Source organism: Psychroserpens jangbogonensis (genome assembly GCF_000797465.1).
Classification (GTDB): Bacteria; Bacteroidota; Bacteroidia; order Flavobacteriales; family Flavobacteriaceae; genus Psychroserpens; species Psychroserpens jangbogonensis.
The window spans coordinates 76,643-94,919 of sequence record NZ_JSWG01000008.1 but is presented as its reverse complement, the minus strand read 5'-3'; the positions used below and the strand labels follow the sequence as shown (position 1 = coordinate 94,919).

14 protein-coding genes are annotated in these 18,277 nt (G+C 28.8%); 2 read left to right on the top strand and 12 right to left on the bottom strand.

The window, feature by feature from the left end; genetic code table 11:
• Window positions 1-26: 26 nt before the first annotated feature.
• Both RH81_RS06195 and RH81_RS06190 read left to right on the top strand, forming a co-directional pair.
• Window positions 27-3,293, top strand: coding sequence for a DNA methyltransferase (locus RH81_RS06195; RefSeq protein WP_052172444.1), 3,267 nt, complete (start codon window positions 27-29; stop codon window positions 3,291-3,293).
• A gap of 9 nt (window positions 3,294-3,302) precedes the next feature.
• Window positions 3,303-6,344, top strand: coding sequence for a DEAD/DEAH box helicase family protein (locus RH81_RS06190; RefSeq protein ID WP_033959057.1), 3,042 nt, complete (start codon window positions 3,303-3,305; stop codon window positions 6,342-6,344).
• Window positions 6,345-6,457: 113 nt separating this feature from the next.
• Here the strand turns inward: RH81_RS06190 and RH81_RS06185 are convergent, their stop codons facing one another.
• From RH81_RS06185 to RH81_RS06130, 12 genes are all read right to left on the bottom strand, one after another.
• Complete coding sequence (locus RH81_RS06185; protein ID WP_033959055.1) at window positions 6,458-6,712, bottom strand: hypothetical protein; 255 nt, start codon at window positions 6,710-6,712, stop codon at window positions 6,458-6,460.
• 429 nt (window positions 6,713-7,141) lie between these two features.
• Complete coding sequence (locus RH81_RS06180; protein WP_033959053.1) at window positions 7,142-8,227, bottom strand: PD-(D/E)XK nuclease family protein; 1,086 nt, start codon at window positions 8,225-8,227, stop codon at window positions 7,142-7,144.
• 247 nt (window positions 8,228-8,474) lie between these two features.
• Window positions 8,475-9,215 carry an HNH endonuclease gene (locus RH81_RS06175; protein ID WP_033959052.1) on the bottom strand — a complete coding sequence of 247 codons (741 nt, stop codon included), beginning with the start codon at window positions 9,213-9,215 and terminating at the stop codon, window positions 8,475-8,477.
• Complete coding sequence (locus tag RH81_RS06170) at window positions 9,205-9,411, bottom strand: hypothetical protein (RefSeq protein ID WP_033959051.1); 207 nt, start codon at window positions 9,409-9,411, stop codon at window positions 9,205-9,207. The genes RH81_RS06175 and RH81_RS06170 overlap by 11 nt, the downstream gene beginning before the upstream one ends.
• 113 nt (window positions 9,412-9,524) lie before the next feature.
• Window positions 9,525-11,924 (bottom strand): AAA family ATPase, encoded by a 2,400-nt coding sequence (locus RH81_RS06165; protein ID WP_033959049.1) that lies wholly within the window; start codon window positions 11,922-11,924, stop codon window positions 9,525-9,527.
• Between the two features lie 225 nt (window positions 11,925-12,149).
• Complete coding sequence (locus RH81_RS16400; RefSeq protein ID WP_052172443.1) at window positions 12,150-13,139, bottom strand: putative phage abortive infection protein; 990 nt, start codon at window positions 13,137-13,139, stop codon at window positions 12,150-12,152.
• 240 nt (window positions 13,140-13,379) lie between these two features.
• Window positions 13,380-14,117, bottom strand: coding sequence for a class I SAM-dependent methyltransferase (locus tag RH81_RS06155; protein WP_033959047.1), 738 nt, complete (start codon window positions 14,115-14,117; stop codon window positions 13,380-13,382).
• A gap of 170 nt (window positions 14,118-14,287) precedes the next feature.
• On the bottom strand, window positions 14,288-14,926 hold the full coding sequence (locus RH81_RS06150) for a hypothetical protein (RefSeq protein ID WP_033959328.1): 639 nt from the start codon (window positions 14,924-14,926) through the stop codon (window positions 14,288-14,290).
• A 589-nt stretch (window positions 14,927-15,515) separates the two neighbouring features.
• A complete protein-coding gene (locus RH81_RS06145; protein ID WP_081988238.1) occupies window positions 15,516-16,706 on the bottom strand; it encodes a primase-helicase family protein in 1,191 nt (396 codons plus the stop codon).
• 2 nt (window positions 16,707-16,708) lie between these two features.
• Complete coding sequence (locus RH81_RS06140) at window positions 16,709-16,888, bottom strand: hypothetical protein (protein ID WP_033959045.1); 180 nt, start codon at window positions 16,886-16,888, stop codon at window positions 16,709-16,711.
• Window positions 16,889-16,892: 4 nt separating this feature from the next.
• On the bottom strand, window positions 16,893-17,177 hold the full coding sequence (locus RH81_RS06135) for a helix-turn-helix domain-containing protein (RefSeq protein WP_033959044.1): 285 nt from the start codon (window positions 17,175-17,177) through the stop codon (window positions 16,893-16,895).
• Between the two features lie 92 nt (window positions 17,178-17,269).
• Window positions 17,270-18,247 carry a hypothetical protein gene (locus RH81_RS06130; RefSeq protein ID WP_152604797.1) on the bottom strand — a complete coding sequence of 326 codons (978 nt, stop codon included), beginning with the start codon at window positions 18,245-18,247 and terminating at the stop codon, window positions 17,270-17,272.
• Between the last annotated feature and the right edge of the window lie 30 nt (window positions 18,248-18,277).

Below are 18,277 nucleotides of genomic sequence, written 5' to 3'. Positions count from 1 at the left end.
AATAATAACCACTCTACAGAATAACAATGTCAAAATCAATAGACAACTTAAAATACTTCCTTAAAGAAATGTTCCAATTCAATGAAAATGATTTGGACTTCGGAATCTATAAAATATACAACCTTAAACGTAACCATATTGAAAGCTTTATCGATGGAGATAATCCTAACGATTTAGCACCAACTATTGAAGAAACATTAAAAGAAGTAAATCTTGCAAACCAAAAAACGGATGCTATTGATTTATATAACTTTCTAAAGACTTTAAATCAAGATAGCTTACTTAATGACCCAGAAGCTAATTACAAGCAATTAGAGTTATTTATTAGTACAGAGCAAAATCAAGACAAGAAAACTAAACTAACAGAAACCTTAAACACGCTATCTAAATCTGAAGGAATAACAGACGAGCTTAAAGACAAAATCTACAATCATATACTTGGGTTTTTCCAAATGTATTATTCTAACGGAGATTTTGGATACAATGACAGGAGTAGAGATTTATACAAAGTACCTTACGAAGCAGGTTATAATGGTAGTGACACAATGTTTCACTGGAAACATAAAGGCAGTTTATACATTAAAACAGGTACATCTTTCAATGCAATTAAGTTTGATTTAAATGGTAAAAAAATAGAATACCGTTTAGAAACGAATGAGAATAGCGAAGAAGAAGGAACAAGCCAAAACAACAACAAAGACAGCCAATTAAAACATTATCGTTTTGATAGAATCGAAAAAATAAAAGACAAGGCTACTAAAGAAACTATTTATCAAGTTGTTTTTAATCTTTCTGATGCATCTACCTCTAAAGTAGATATTTTCAAAGCTATTTATAAAGAGGTATTTAAAGAAACAGATATTGACAAATACCTTGAATACACTAAAGATGATAAAACAAAACAAGTATTTGTAGACTTAACTAAAGATTTTGACAAAGTACAAAACGGAGCTATAAAAGGTTTATCTGCTTTACGTCAGAAGAAACTGAAAATTGAAAAAGAAGTAAAAAACAATTTTGATAGAGGTGTACGTTTATATGATGAAGAAACAAAACAGTTTACAGACGAAACTTTAAAATCACTTTATACATTAGACCAAAAATTAAACAGTTTCTACATTGGTAATGATGCTGATTATTTTATACACGAAAACCTAAACGAGTTTTTAACTAACGAAAAAAATAGATACGTTAAAAATTACATTTTTGATGATTTAGAAAGCATTTACGCAGGTAAGTTAGATAATACGACCTTATTAATTGGAAAAGCATTTGATAAAGTAAGCGCACGTATAATTGAATTTTTAAGTACTATAGAAGATTTCCAAAAACACTTATTTACTAAAAAGAAAAAAGTAGTAGAAAGCGAGTATTGTATTACGGTAGATTATATAGATGAAAACTATTATCAAGAAATTTTAGAAAACAATGCTCAACTACAAGAGTGGCAAAACCTATTTTTTTTAGAAATTAAAACTATTGAAGATATAAAAGCCAACCAAACTTTAGTGTTAGATACCAAATGCTTCAAACAACCTGATGGAACAAACTCATTTAAGGATAAAATACTTTCTGAAATTGATGACTTAGATAATAAAACCAATGGATTATTAATTAATTCTGAAAATTACCAAGCTTTGGATATTGTTGGGTCAAAATTTAAAGATCAGGTCTCAGGAATTTATATCGATCCACCATATAACACGAGTAAAGATGGATTTATATATAAAGATTCTTTTAAATCCTCTTCGTGGAGTTCTTTAATAAATCAAACTCTTCAAAAATCATATCCATTATTAAATAATGAAGGTTCTTTTTTTGCGAGTTGTGACGAAAATGAATTTCTAAATTTTGGCTCATTATTACAATCAACTTTTAAGAAACAAAATCATATAGAAACAATAACTTGGAATAAACGTGTACCAAAAAACGATAAGGGAATTGGTAATATACACGAGTTTATATACTTATTCACAAAAAACTGGGATGAAAGAAAGAAAAAAGAGCTAAGTTTTCTAATGTTGAAAGATGATTTAGAAATAATATATGATTTTGTAGACAAGTGTAAAAGAGACGGTTTCTCAATAGAAGATACAAGAATAAAATTAAAAAAGTTTTATAAAAAGCAAGGATATGATAGAGGAATAACTCTTTACTGTGAGCTTGATTCTAATTATGAAATTTGGGGGAAAATAAATATGTCTTGGCCAAATGCTAATTCACAAGGAGAAAAATATAAGGTTATAAATCCTGTTACAAATAAACCAGCACCAGCACCAGACAGAGGATGGAGATGGACTAAAACAACTTTTGATCAAGCTGAAAAGGATGGCATTGAGTTTACATTGCCAGATGGAAGTATGATGAAAGGGAAAATTTGGTATTCTACTAATGAAAAAACTCAACCAAGTTCGATAACGTATTTAAAAGAAGTTGAATCTTTCTTATTGAGGTCTATTCTTAGTTTTAAAAGTGATGGAAGTATCGAGTTGGAAAATATGGGACTGGGCGGTATTATTGAGTATCCTAAACCAACAAAATTAATTGATAGAATTATATATTCAATGAATATTGAAAAAGGATACGTTTTAGATTTTTTCGCAGGCTCTGGAACTACAGGTCATTCTGTGATAAACCAGAACTTATCAGAAAACAAAAAAAGGAAATATATTCTAATTGATATGGGGAAACATTTTGGCTCTGTATTAAAACCAAGAATATGCAAAAGTATATTTTCTAATAAATGGCAATCAAAAGTGCCATCAGGTTTAGGTTCATCAAAACACATCTTTAAGTATCAGGTATTAGAGCAATACGAAGATGTATTAGATAATTTACAAGTATATAAAGGTACATTACCAGAAAACTTACCAATTAAATATTTATACAAACCCGAAGAAAATAGTTTAGATACTACACTAAACATATTTACACCTTTTAGAACTACTATTAGTTATGGGCAACCTACACAACAAGGGTTTATAGATGTAATAGAAACCTATAATTATTTACAAGGTTATTTTATAAAGTCTGCTAAAACCTATGAATTAAATAAGAAATACTACAAAGTAATAGAAACTACCAATGGTGTGTTAGTTATTTGGCGAGATATTGCTATTAATGAAGATGACAGTACCCAAATTATTGAAATAGCTTCTAAATACACTAACATTCATACCATAGAAGTAAATGCAGAATTTGCAACGCTTAATTTAGATAAAAGCAATAATCTAAAAGTAGATAATACAGATATAGAATTTAAAATTATTTCTAAAGAAATATTTAACCAATAAAAAAACGCAATGGAGTTAAAATTATACAACCATCTGCGTAAACAAGGGTTAACGCATCCAGACGTAGATTTTAGGGAAACCGTTTATCAAGACAAATTAGAGTTATACGATACTACTTTAGGTTTAGATAATGATATTTTAAGTAGTGTACAAAAGCATTTAAAAACCTACAATGCTTATTTAAAAAGTAATCAAGAGCAAGAAGTAAACTTACGTTACTATCAAATATTAGCTTTATACTTTACAGAATTGTATCTCGCTAAAAAAGACGAACACGATTTTGTATTTTCTAAAGAAAGTTTAGCTTATTGGATGGCTACAGGTAGTGGTAAAACCATTATAATGCATCTTAATATTTTTCAATACATAGCACATTGTAAAAACTTTAGAGATTTTGAAATTATAATGACAACGCCTGGTGTAAACCTTATAGACCAACACGAAAGAGAACTAACACCTTTTGTTGAGTTTCTAAATACAAAGTACCGTAATACGGTGCGTTTAACCATAGACACTACAGCTGCTTTATTAAACAAACCAAATGATTTTTTCGACTTTCCAGAAAGTAAATCGTATCGTAGATTGATATTGGTAGATGAAGCACATATTGGTTTAAGTACAACTGGTAATACAGGTACAGATGGTGCTTTTATGACATTACGTAAGCGTTTAAATATAGAAAACAGTTTCTTGTTTGAGTATTCTGCAACCTTTCATAACATTAGTGGAGATTTAGAAAAAGACTACGAAAAGTCAATAGTCTACGATTATAATTATAACTTATTTTATAAAGATGGTTATGGTAAAGATTATTACTTTCAGCAAGTAGGTGATGATGTTTTAGAAAAAAGTTTTGATGATAATTTGCATAGAAATCTATCTGTAATTAATGAGAAGATAGACTTATGGCATCATATAGATTATTCTGTTCAAAAGGACATATTTAAAGCCTCACAACATCCAGACAAGCCTTTAATTGCCTTTATGGGTAATACAGTTAACAACAAGGATAAGTCTGCTAAAAACGAAGACCCAGAGGTTTCAGATATTACAAACATTGTCAATTTTTTAGCTGATTTATCTGATGAGCAAAAAGTAACCTATAAATACCTTTTTAATGAAGAGTTTACAGGTAAACTTACGCTAACACGAAATCCAGAAACTGATGATGAAATTCTAATATCTTATGGTAATGGTGGTTATTGGGGGATTGTAAACGTAGGTAATGGAGCAAAGTTTATCAACGATTTAGAGAATGATAACATTATTAAAAATCCAAGAGATAAAGTAATTGTATCTAATATAGAGCGTTATTCTTTTAAAAACATAGACAGCCAAAACTCGCCTATAAATGTATTAATAGGTAGTAGAAAGTTTGCTGAAGGTTGGAACTGTTTTAGAGTATCTGTAATTGGTTTAATTAATTTAGGAAGCTCAAAAGGTAATAAGATTATTCAAATATTTGGTAGAGGTGTTCGTATCAAAGGATTAAAAAATAATGGTAAACGTACCTTTCCAGAACATAATGAAGATTACTTTAAATTAAAGAATACAAAAGAGGAAGATAAACTTCGTAAAATTGAAACATTAACTGTTTTTTCATTAAAAAAATCATATTTGGAAACCTTTACAGGTGCAGTAAATAAAGAATTAGAAATAATTAAAAAATATGAGATTGAAGTAAATCCAAGTATTATAAAACTAAATGACAATACAGAAATTAAGTTTGAAGAGTTTAGAAAACGCATTCCTATTTTTAAACTATCTAAAGTTGAAATTGCACAACGCAGAGTAGCTTTATTGTCAAATAATAGTTTTAAAGTACAGTTCTATCAAAACGGAGTTAGTAAAGACGATACGGTAAATAATTTTTCAATCAATTTAGATTACAGACCAGATAGAAATAAAGAAGGTGTAAATATTAAAGGGGAGCTCTCAAATTTCTTAAAGGATTATAGTGTCTTTATTAATCTAAATAAATTACAAAATATTATTTCAGAGTTTCAAGAAGATAATGGATTGTATCTCAATACAAATAGTAAGCAATTAAGCATTAATGATGTTCTTACTTTTATTACTGAAATAAAGTATAAATCATCTTTAGATACAACTAATGTTGAACTAATTGGAAATTTGGTTACACAGGTAACAGTAGACTTTTTAAAGAAATTAAAAAACAAAGTAAATTGGTACATTAATAATAGTAATTACGAATATGAAGAGCCATTAAATCAAAGTACAGTAAAATTAAAAGGTGACTTTATTGATAAATATTACATAATTAAAACAATAGAATCTACTAAAGAGTCAAGAGGTAAAACTACGTTTAAAAAGCAGAAAGAAATAGATGAAGAAGTAACTGCTTTTGAAAATGAAATAGATGCCATAGCTGAAAGTTTAAAAATTGATACTATTGGCAATCATATTTATAATCCTTTATTAAGAGAAGTGCGAAATAATGTTGATGGTGAGAAAGATTTAAAAATAACACCAGACAAATTAAATGCAGGTGAAAAGAAATTTATCCAAGATGCTTCAAACTACTTTAACGATAACAAGGATTTTAAGGAATACGAAATATACTTAATGCGTAATGTAGAAACCTTAAAAAGTATAGGGATTTATTTAAATGATGATTCTCAAGTATTCTATCCAGATTTTATATTATGGATGATAAAAGAAGATACAATTTATATCAATTTTATAGACCCTAAAGGACAAATGGGAATGCAAGATGCAACGACACTTTTAGACAATGAAAAAGTAAAAATTGCAGATAAAGCAAATAATGATACTTTAGTTAGATTAGAAAAAGAGTTGTCTAAAAACCACAGCAAAACCTTTATTTTAAACTCGTTTCTTCTATTAAGAGATAGTTCTGAATTAGGTAATCACAAGCCAAAAAGCTGGATAAACGAAAACTTAATAGCTAAAAATATTTTTAGATTAAATTGGCATGCAACTGACGAAAAGGAAAACAAAGTAGCTATTGACACTTTGCCCAATGAGAAAAGTTATTTAGATTTAATAGTGAATTATATTATTCGTTAATTATTTAAATTGAGAAGTCTTAAAAGTATATGAAATTCATAAGCAGGAAAATAGCAAGTACGTTTTGATGTAGGTTAAAAGTGGTGATCTTTTATATCCGTTGTTGTACAGCGTTATTTCAACAAACAAGGCATTGAACCTTTTATTTGTTTCAGATTAAATTCATCATCTTCCTTAAATGTAATTCGATAAATTTGATTTAACCATGGTCTTACAATTATATCAGGTTCTCCTTGATAAGAATCCGTAATTATATCATGTTCTTTTGTTTTAAATCTTACATCAAAAACATTACCCTCAATTTCCCTTACAACGAAATCTTTATATTCTGCAATATCTGGACAATAGGATTTTCTATTCTCTAACAAAATGTCAATTATTTCCTGATGAGAATATTTTTTAATTCCCTTATAATAATTTTGTTTTGTGTCATTTTCAATTACTCTATACCTTAATGTTTTGTTTGCCGTAATTAATTTTTCTAATTCAACCTTTAAACTGTCATTTTCTTTTTTTTAAGTCCATTATATTGGATTTTAAACCAGATTCCTTTTTTGAAATACAGCCTACGCAAAATGTTAGAAATAAAATGCATATAATTTTTTTCATAAGATTTTAATGATCGTTTTTAAAAGTTAATATTTGAATTTTAAAGTAATTTTTTAATACCTTTCCTTTTCTGTCATTTAAGCTTAACTGCTTTTTCTTAAATGTTGCACAAATCAGTTGTTTAAATATGTAAATTTTAATTGAAGTAGGAGTAAAGCATTAATTATACACGGTGTTTCCAGCAGTTTTTACTTCAAATTTTCAATTAGTATTTTTGACAGCCCTTTTCCAAAAGCAATTTCTTTTTTAATTAGTTCTGATAATTCCTTTTTTGGCATTTTCCAGTATGGTTTTATTGTTTTTTTAGAAACTGAAACGTATGCTTTCGATATGGGTGGATTATAACTTGTGTAGTTATTGGAAGTATTTTCTTTAAGTTTTTTAAAGGTTTCAAGAATAGGACTAATCCAATTTTTGTGTGACTTAGAGTAGTCCTTTTGTACAGATAGAGCAAATTTAATATTGCTTCCTTGCAGTTGTATGAAAGTTCTGTATTTTTCTTTTCTATCATTAATACTAATATTTTCTGTAATCGGGAAGTCTAATAAAGCAGTGCCCCTTGTTTCAGTCATAAAACCTTGTAACATGCTAAATTCATAAGAATTTAATATATTACTTAGGTAAGCTTTTTGAAAAATAGTTTCCAACTGGTTTTCGCATATAAATGTTTCAATATTATTAGTGAAAACTAATGAGGTTTTGTCAGACTTTTTTAATTTTCCATTTTCGAATACACTATCGTATTTTTCTGGATATTTAATTACATTATTTAATGAGGCTAAAATTTTACTCAGATTAAGTATATAATCTTCGATAAACACTTTGTCCTTGTGTTCTTCTTTAGATAAAATTTCTAAATATGGATATATAGAGCTATATGATATATGTTTCCAATGGGAATCGTGAGGAACTTCTGGTGCGAGTGTTAAAAAAATAAAGAAATATTCGGAATTAGGATAAAACTTAGAAACATGTTTTCTGTATTTTTCTAATTGATTTGAATGTTGTGAAGATTTAATTTTATTTTCAAGTACAATTAAGCCTTTATCTGTTTCTACTAAAAGGTCAATTTGGTCAATTTCCGTTTGTATGCTCTTTATTTCAGTTATGTCTTTTATTTCTGTAATATTTGATAGAAAATGAAGTTTATTTTCTTTTGTTACAGCATTACATTTATCCGATATCAACCATGCTAAAAATTCGGTATGCATTCTTTCCAAGTTTGCAAATCCTAAATTTTCTAAAAAGGAATTTTCATTTTTGAATTTTATCATTTTTTTTAATTGGTGTCATCGTTATTGTGTAAGATTAGTTGTGTATTTTAAGAACTAAAGTTAGTTGTTAAATCACATATGAAATGTTCGTGAGGACTTTCTTAAGTAGGCTTTTGCCAAACAATTAATTTTACATGGTGTTATACAATGTTATTTATATTGGTTTTATTTGATCTGTATCAATTCCAAAATGATGTTTAAATGTCTCCTTTATTGCAGTAGTGTTTTCATCGTTTCGTTCATTAAATTAATTATTCAAGCTTTTTTCAAAAAGTCTTTTACATTGAACTTGGTTCATTGGTTTACCACTTCTTGTTTTTAAACCGATTTCATTCATTGCTTTAGTAATTTCGTAAAAAGTTAGACCTTTATTTTTTTGTTTTACGATATATCTTATATTCTCAATGTTTATTGGGTCAATTAGAGCTTTTTGCTTTCTCTTTTTCACTCCATTTTTAATAGCTTGTTTAGTTAAGTTTTTAGGTTTTCCTAAAGTTCCAACATTGTTTTTTATATTTTTTGAAATAAGATTAATTATTTTTTCGTCAATAACTTTAAATTCATTTTCGTCAATAAAAAATGAGATTAGTGTACTGTTCATTTCGTTTTTAAATAGCGATAAAAGGAAGTCGTCTTCGAGTTGGTTTAGTCTTTCATAAATGCTATAAATTTTGTTATAAGAAAGTGTTTTACCAAAAATACTATAGTAATATTCTTTAAAATCTTTTCTGTTGTCGAAATTATACTTTTTAATGATTATCCAACCTGAAAATAGTTCCCAAACTCTTTTTCTGTCAATTCCTCTTTTAGTGTTTTCTACGTGATTGTCAATTCGTTTTCCACTTTTTATTCCGTGAACTTTCATATGACAACTTGAACATAAAGGTACTGTTTTCGTTCCTCCAAAGACTTGAGGAATTATATGATGAAATTCAGTCGCTTTATAACCACATTCAAAACAATAATCTGTATTTATCTCAATTATCATTAATACCTACTAAATATGGTTCAGTTGTACTATTCCATTTTACCAAATCAACTCCGCAAGTACATTTTAAAATTCCAGATTCTTTGTATGGTGCTTGTATAGAATCAAATTCAAAGTCAAATTGAGCTTTACAATTATTACATTTAATTCTGCCAAATGGCTCTTTAGGTTTGTTGCAATTGATGTATGATGTCATAATTTTTTTTTGTTTTCTGCTGTTCACTCAAATTACTGGCAACGTTCCGTGTATGGTGTCGTAGTATCCCGCAGGGTGCTATGCACTATACACATTGTTAACGATTCGTTTTTTTAAAGCTCATTGTCGACTAAGTTTAATGTGTCAGTTACAAAATGAGCCAATTCTGTAACTGTCATTGAATTTGGATCTACTCCTAAAGTAGAATAATCAGGAATTGGGTCACCGTGATGTGGTCGGCATGATATACCATTTATTAAATTTAACTTAGAAATTATTGTAGCTCTATTAGAGCCTTCTCTGAAAACAACATTTTGGCTTATTAAATGACTTATTAAATTTCCAAATGTTTGTCTGTTAGGTTGTAAACCACTTAATTGTCGATAAAATTTAAATCTAAGGTGTGCTTCAAGGACATTTCTTAACCAGCCTAATACAATTTCCTTTTTGTTCAAGTCAGGGTTTCGCAAAAACTCTTCTAATTCTTTTATATGTCTAAAATATTCGTTTTCAACTAATAGCTCAAGAGAAAGCGGTTCAATCCTTGATGCTTTAGCAATAAAATCTTCAGAGACTCGTAAAGCCTTTTTTATGTTCGGGGCAAATCCTTTTGATAAATCATGTAAAAAATATTCATTATGGCTTAGAACAATTACTTGTTTTATCCTTGGGAATAAATCTTTTATTAATTGTACGGTATACATTCTTCTATTACTATCAAAACTTGACAAAGGGTCATCAAAAACCAATGTTTTATTACTGATATTTGGATCTATATCCAACTTGGAAAGGAAAAACGCTAATGCTATAGTACTCCTATCTCCTTCACTTAAACAGTCTTTTGCATTGTTGATTTGACTTAAATCAAACGAAATGTCATTACCATCAATTGTTAGTTTATAGCCTATTTTACTTTGAGAGGCACCACCTCGTGGAGGAACATGAATAACATCTTCAATTCGAAATAGAGTTTTGAATACAGTGCCTAAATAATGATTTATTCTTGTTTTATAACTACTGAAAAAAGTAGTGGCTGCGGCTTCTTGTTGTTGGACTAAAGTTGGATATGCGCTGGTTAATGTTCTTAAGTTTAGCCTTTCCGCAGTCAGTTGGGTACATAAGGAATTAATATTTGTTTCAAAACGCTTTTTAATTCTTTTTAATTTGTCAACTTCTACTTGTGCATCAACAACGGTTTTTAAGTTTGATCGAAAACTTGTAATACCAGAATTATATGATACGACACTTAAGTTATAGGTGTCAATATTTGTGTCAATTGTCTCCAAGGAGGTTTTAAAAGTATTACAGGCATCTATCGCAACCGACAGCGATGGATTTTGGATCTTCTGTTGGATAGACTGTTCAATAGCAGCAAATTGAGTACGTAAAATAGTTTCATCACTAATAACGGTAAAAACGGGAGCTTGAGTAGTACTTGGTAAATGTGCCGTCCAAGCTGTAATTAGTTTTGTATTTGCGGTATTACTATTACTAAGGTTTTGAATTGCAAGGTCAAGATTGAAATCTTGAACAGTTTTTAAATGGCCTTCCATTCTTTTAACCAACGCGTTAAACTCTGTATTAAACTTAATTGTATAAGCCTTAATGATATCCATAGAATCGTCAACTTCTTGCTGACAGAATGGGCAATTCAAATTTGTGCTATTGTCATCTTTCTTTTTGGTTAAATAACCAAAACCCTTTTTTAACCAGCTTTCTGATTCTTCAAGACTATTTGATGTCAAATCTGAGCAATGATTTGAAAATAATTCTTGAAGGCTTAAATCTTGAATTGCCTCAGAGGTAGTTTGTAAGTCTGTGATTAGTGAAATAAAATCAATCCCTGAATTTAATTTTGCAACGGATTGTAGAGTATTCAAAGACTGTATTACAGCATTAGCTTTGGCATTAGTTAAAACAGTTTCTGCTGACGTTATTAGTTGGTCAATATTATTCGAAGCTGAAACACGTGTTGATAAAAATGAGGTAATTAGATTTGATGTCAAATTGTTTCCTACCCACTGAATAAGCTGGTTTTCTAACGTTGTCTGAGTTTGCCTTGAAGCTGTTTTGTCAAGTTTGTTTTGTTCTATTTGTTGCTGTAATGCAATTCCTTGAGCACCGATTACAAATTGATGTAACTGCTTTTTGTGCTCATCATTAAACTCGAATCCAGAATAAATATTTTCATTTACAAAATGAATGTCGAAAATTTCTATATCAGCTATTGGAGATGACCAACCTCTAGTTTCGTTATATGTGTGATTAATATCACCAGTAAGAGTCCTTTGTACAAATTGAGCAGCTTGGGGAGTCGACTGATTAATAGATTTTCTACGTTCTATTATCTCTTTTTTGTTTTGAGTAAGAGATCTTAAAATGGAGGTAAGTGTTGTTTTCCCGCTACCATTATCCCCATAAAAAAGAGTTAATTTTTTGAAGGCTACATCTCCACTTGCAACATGATTTTTAAACTTACCAATGGAAATTAGCTTTTCAATTTTATGAATCATAAATATGTTTTTCTGGTTTTTTTAATGATCGCCAACGGCTCAGCTATGGTTAGTACGGGAATTCAGAGAACTGAAGTTTCGATTTAACACTTAGCCAAATTTTTAATTTTTTCTTTATTTAATAGACACGCAAAATTGAAAATTTTGCGGACTTTGTTTAATGCGCTTCACTTTGGGTTAAGCACCAAAACCCGTATTAATTATAGCCATTGTTGTGCATAGTCTTTACTTCAATAATTCTTTTCTACTTTTTAAATTTACTCCATCTATTTTATGTTCTGTACTTAACAAATCTTCAATTGCAAGATTTTCCAAGGTGTTATATTTAATTAAAAGACGTTGAAGTTTAGGAAAGGAAAGTGAGTTGTAGAATAGCAGAAATAATTCAGGTGTTGACATTTGAGCCTGAACAAATTCAGCAAATTGTTTAAATTCCGCTTCAACTTTTGTTTTTTCTAAATCATTTTCTGTTTTATCTCCTTTTTCAATTTCAGTTTGTTCAAGAAATAATAGAATATGATAAATGTGTCTAAAGTAGTGACCTATGACAAAATGAAATTTATTAAAGAAAATTGCATAAAGCCTTTCGGCTCTATCAATTGGGCTTTGGTCTTTAGAATTCTCCCAAGTTTCTTTGTCAATTTTGTAGTATTTAAATGTAAAAGAAATTTTCATTGAATCTGTTAAGTCATCTGCTTCCCATTGACTTTGTGGTCCTTCATATTCATCTTCTTGCGACCATTTAGAATAATTTGAATATCTATCATTTGATAATACTTTATTTATTCTTTGTAGTTCAACTTTTGATTGATTGAAAAAATGCCTCCCTTTAACTGAAAAACTATTTTCTCTTTCATAAGTTTTTATATTTGATATAGAAGTAGAAATATCGTTAGCGATTTGATTTTGTGATTTAAGAAGATTAAAAAATGTCGTTTGGAAATTTTGGTCTTTAAATTCTTCTTTAGTTTCTTTTAATTCAGTCCGTTGTAGGGAAAGTTCCTTTTGTTGTAGAAAAATCGAGTAAATAATACCTGCTAATGCAAGTCCAGAAAAAAGTGAATTAATAAAACCGAACTTATCTCCAAAAGCACCTCTATCTGCAACTGAACAATATAAATTATCTGTAACAATCCAACTGATAATCCATAGCGAAATTACGAGTAAAATTAACCAGTAAAAATTCCTTATTTTATGTTCTTTCTCTTTCTTCATTTAGATTTTTAGATTATGCACAACAATAAGAAGTAATCAATTGCCTATATCCGTATTATAAAAAAAACAAGTTAATGTTGTTCTCAAAATTAAACAATTGTAAGCACTTTTTTATACGTAGTTCTACGTATAGTGATTAAAATTTTTGACTTTTCTGAATTATATAAGAAATAAATTACTATTTGTTTATTCTTACTAATTTTAATTGTTTTTACCACAGTACTTTGTTGTAGGTAGTTTTTATTTTCGTCTATAGACACATTCTAAAGATCCAACATTTAATTCTTTATTATTTTCTTCAAAAATTGCTTGCCTTTCTAATTGATCAAAAATTTGATATTCATCTAACACTTTTTTAGTCCACTTTGTTTGCATTTCTCGTGTAAACTTAGATCTAATATTCTGAACTGTATTAGAGAAAATTATTCTTTCGAAATATTTATCGTCAAACAGTTCCGTAAAATCTTTTTCTGTAAAAAAATGTTTATAATACTCGTGTATTCCTGTATCTGAGGTATCATTATAAGAATGTGATTTTGAATGAACTTTGATGTAAATTAAAGAACCTTTTTGGGTTCTTGAAATTATCTGAGATATGATATTTTTACATCCTCTCATTGGGAAAAAATGTAAAAAATCAGTAGCTATAACTAAAGAAAATATCTCTTGTGGAATTTCTTTTTCTGGGATTGTAATATTTAATAAATGCAATTTTCCAGCATCTTTCCCAGCGTATGATTCAATTCGTTTTTTTAATAAGTTTAATTGGAATTCTTCGTTGTCAATTGCAAATATTTCTTTTCCAGTTTTTGAAAACTCTACCAAAAAATTACTTTGTCCGCAACCTAATTCAAGTATTGGTCCCTCAATGAATTCTTCTTCAAATTTTCTAAGTAAATTATGGCTTTTATGAATCAATATTTCATTAGTAAATATCTCGTTATAAAGCTTCCAATAAATTCGTAAAGTTTCATCCATAATTTATGCGGTGTGGTTTAAATTGCCTAAAACGTGTATGCGTATGGTTAGTTGCGTGGTTAAGCAACTAATTTAGTAAACAAATACTTGCCAGATAAAATTCCGAAGGAATTTTCCAAGTAAGCACTTGCTATAGCAATTAATTATACACGTTGTTGCCCACAGTTATTTTATTCCGATTTTATTAATTCCGCTAATTTTTTTTCAATTCCGTGACCTTTAATTCCTGACAAATTTTCAAAATATTCTTTTATCTCGATTTCGTTTAAATTATAGGTTTCTTTTAGTCCGTTTATAATCGTTAATAAATATTGTTCACTTGGCGGATTTATCTCTTCGTTCAGATTTTTTTCATTCGTAAATGTGAAAATAGGATTCCCATTTTGCTCGCCCAAATAAAGTAAGTTTCCATACCAAGATTTTTCTTTAATAATAAGAGAGCCTTTTTCTTTAGCTTTCTTAAAATCAATGAGTAATTCTCCTTTATGATTAGTTTCTTGTTTTACAATTTCAACATATTGTTCAGGTGTTATTAAGTACATTCTCCCGAAAGTCTGAATTTTATCGTTGAATTCCGTATTTATAAATCCAACACGACAAGAATCCCAACTTTTAGATTTTTTTGCAAAATAAAGTTCGCTGTTGATATAAACTTCCTCTTTGCCCTGTGGTAAAGTTTTATCTGAACAACCTTTATAAGTTTTCTTTGAGCCTTTCGGTTGTCCACCAAGAATGTAGCAATGGAATCGGCTTTCCAAAATGTTAGAACCATAACTGGCATACCAAACTTGTTTTATTTCCTCTGACATTTGGTTTCGTTTAATTGTGGGCAACATTAAGATATAATCAATTGTTTATATCCGTATTATAAAAATACAAGTTAATGTTGTTCTCAAAATTAAACAATTATATGCACTTTTTTATACGTAGAACTACGTATAAAAGTCTAAAATAATTATGATTTGATAAGAAATAAATAAAGTCATTATATGTGTCATTTGAAATGTTTTTTAAAACTTTTAATTATTTGATTACAGATGTTATCATATATCAAACCATTGCTAAACCATTGCAACACCATTGCAACACCATTGCAACACCATTGCAAATTATCGATTTTGATAACAATTGTACTCAAAATGAGTCGTTTTGTACTCAAAACACATGAAAATCGCCAGATATTTATATAAAACATCATTTTGTGTTGAATTGTTGAATTTGTCTTTTTCTACCAATAGAAATAATGTATTCTGAGGAAACTTAAGTTCAACAAGTATTCGACAGGATACAATTATGATGAAATATATATTTGTTGACCATTTGTTGAATTGTTGTTGTTCCCATTAATCCTTTTAGAAACAATTAAAGGAAACAACTATTCAACAACTCAACATATTTCTATTCCAGAAAGTTTTCTTTTTCAAACACAAAGTATCTCCCCTTGTTATTTGTCTTGCTAACACTATGTTTATTGTCAATTTGACTTTGGGTTAAGTAGTATTTGGGATATGAGCCATTCTTGCTTTCCAAATTAAAATGTTTTTTCAAAATGTTAGTTATTTGGAAGGCAGAAGCTCGAATATTATTGGTAGTCAATTTTTCTACTAAATCGCCTGATGTGTATTTTAGTTCGTCAACTTCAAACTTTATAAAATCATCAATTAGAATTTGCTCAATCTCTTTGTGTAGAAAAGTTCTATTTCCATTAACTAAGCGAGACAATGCTTCTGTGAAAATTTGTGTCTTGGTAAACCACATTCTACTTTTTCGTTTGGTCTTTACTTTTCGAGTATTTATGAAATACATGAAATGGGTGAGTTCCTTATTTAACTCTGAAAGTAAATCAGGGTTTTCATTATTATCATCAATGCTATCTATTTTTCTTACCCAATACCGAATTTCATCTTTATCAACTTGAATAAAATTAGTTTCATTATTAGAGCATAAAATAAATTTTCCAAAAAAGTAGGATTCCGATTTGTCAACGCCTTTAGATTCTGTTTTATAAGAAGATGCAGTAGATAAGTTTTTTATACGCTCACTATCTTCTCGTTTATCCAATAAAACTTCATCCACTGCGACAATTAATTTTGCTGACCAATCAGAATTAAATCGACTTCTAAAGTCTTCATTTTTATTGATAGTCATATTGCCTTGAAAAATCAATTTAAGCCAATTTAGAAAGGTTGTTTTCCCTGTTTTTCGTTCTTCACTGACAAGACAGAGGATAGGTAGTATCTGTGTAGGATTTTGCCATAGAATTGTAATGTAGTCTAAGCCTAAATCATATTGTTCTCCAAATATGTGCTTTAAGAATGATAACGTTTTTGGAAATTCTCCAACTTTCAAATCTTCTGAGATAGATTCATATTGGTTATAGAATCCATCAATAGTTTGTTGGTAGTTTTTATGTGATGGAATTAAGCAAAAACCATCATAACGTTCCACATTATCAAGGGCATCTTTACCTTCATCAGTAATTATCTCACTTTTTTTCCATTTTAAAAGCGTATTGATTTTGTCTCCACTATGTAAAGGACGTTGTGCCATTTTATAGTAATCTGTTCCAATTCTTATATATTGACTCATATTTAATTTATGTATACGGTTAAATACCCTACCTTAGGTGGTTTCGTATCATCTAAGATATATTTCACATTTACTGCATTCATTTCTGGATCACATTTTTTCATGATTTTAATTTCACTCAACGTGCCCTTTATAAGGAACATCTGATTAGCTTCTTTTGCTGCTTTTTCTGCTTTTTCCATACGATTATTTTACAGGCGTTAAACATTCAATAAGTTCAGTTCGTTTGTAATAGCGCCTATTGGAAATCCCATAGGCTTTGACCTTTCCTTTGTTAGTCCAAGTCCAAAGTGTACTTGAATCTATTTTTAGAAGGTCACAGGCTTCTGTTCTTGTCAGAAGTTCAGTTTGATCTTCTTTGTTTAGTAGTTTTCGACTTAGGTCGTCGAGTTGTGTTTTCACTCCTTGATTAATCAAGTTTGTGAGTTCGTTTAAGGATACTCCTTGAAGAATAATTGTTTCGTTGTTCATACATTATAATTTTAATTATTATGATGTAAATCAACGTTGGTACTTTTGGTACTTCAAATTAGTATCTAAAGTATCGAGTATCATTTTTTAAATCACTGTAAATTAGACATTTCTGTAAAAGAAGTACATATTTCTATTTTATTATCGTTACAATACTTAACTATTTTTGCAACTTTATCGTAGTCTTTATTAAAGATGTTTTTATCTTGATTGGAAGCGTAATTTTGGCTGAGTGAAGATAATAGATAAGGTTTATAAGACGAGTTACCTAATTTAATAGCTATTTTGGATTTTGATAGACCTTCTTTCACAAGAGGTAAAACTTCATCTTTGGCAAAATGTAGACCTAATTTAAACCAAATCAATTTTTGGGTTTGTTCGGATATTTCATTCGAATTGGAGTCTTTTGATGTCGAATTTGAAAGTTGTTTATCCTTATTAGCATGTGGAGGTTTGTTTTTTGACTTTTCAAATTTGGGATATGTAAATAACAGCCAGCTCATTAAAACATCAACCTGAGTAATTAATTTTATGAGTGAAATACGTCTAAAATTCAATGATTCGATATATTTTTTTTTACAATTACAATTGTTTCTATAGGCAGACTTTTCTATTATTCTGATGTTTTCTTTCGTAACTGAATTATGCTCACAAAAACCACAGTATTTTGTATCAAAGTATGATGTAATGGAAAATGATTTATCTGAAAATGGATTTATAGTATAAAAATGAGTGAAGTTTTTTACCCTAATAAAATCAGAAGTAGGACTTGGTTCAACTTCTTTTGTCTTATTATCATAATACCAAAATTCTTTTTCTATGTTTTTAACTGGAAGGTTTTCTATTTCGTAATACAAGTCCATAGCTTGTTTAGTTTGAGTGTAAATTTTTTTTAAAACTGTTTTAGAATGGGTTTTATTTAAAGTTAGATAGTTCATTAACTTCTCAATATTCAATAAATCGACTTCATCTTCGTTATTATCATCATCAAAATTTTTATCAATCAAGATGGTATCAATATCATAATCATGATTAACCTGATGCTCTAATAATTTAGTAATTAGTCTCATGTCATAATAGATTTTATGCATTTGATTCAT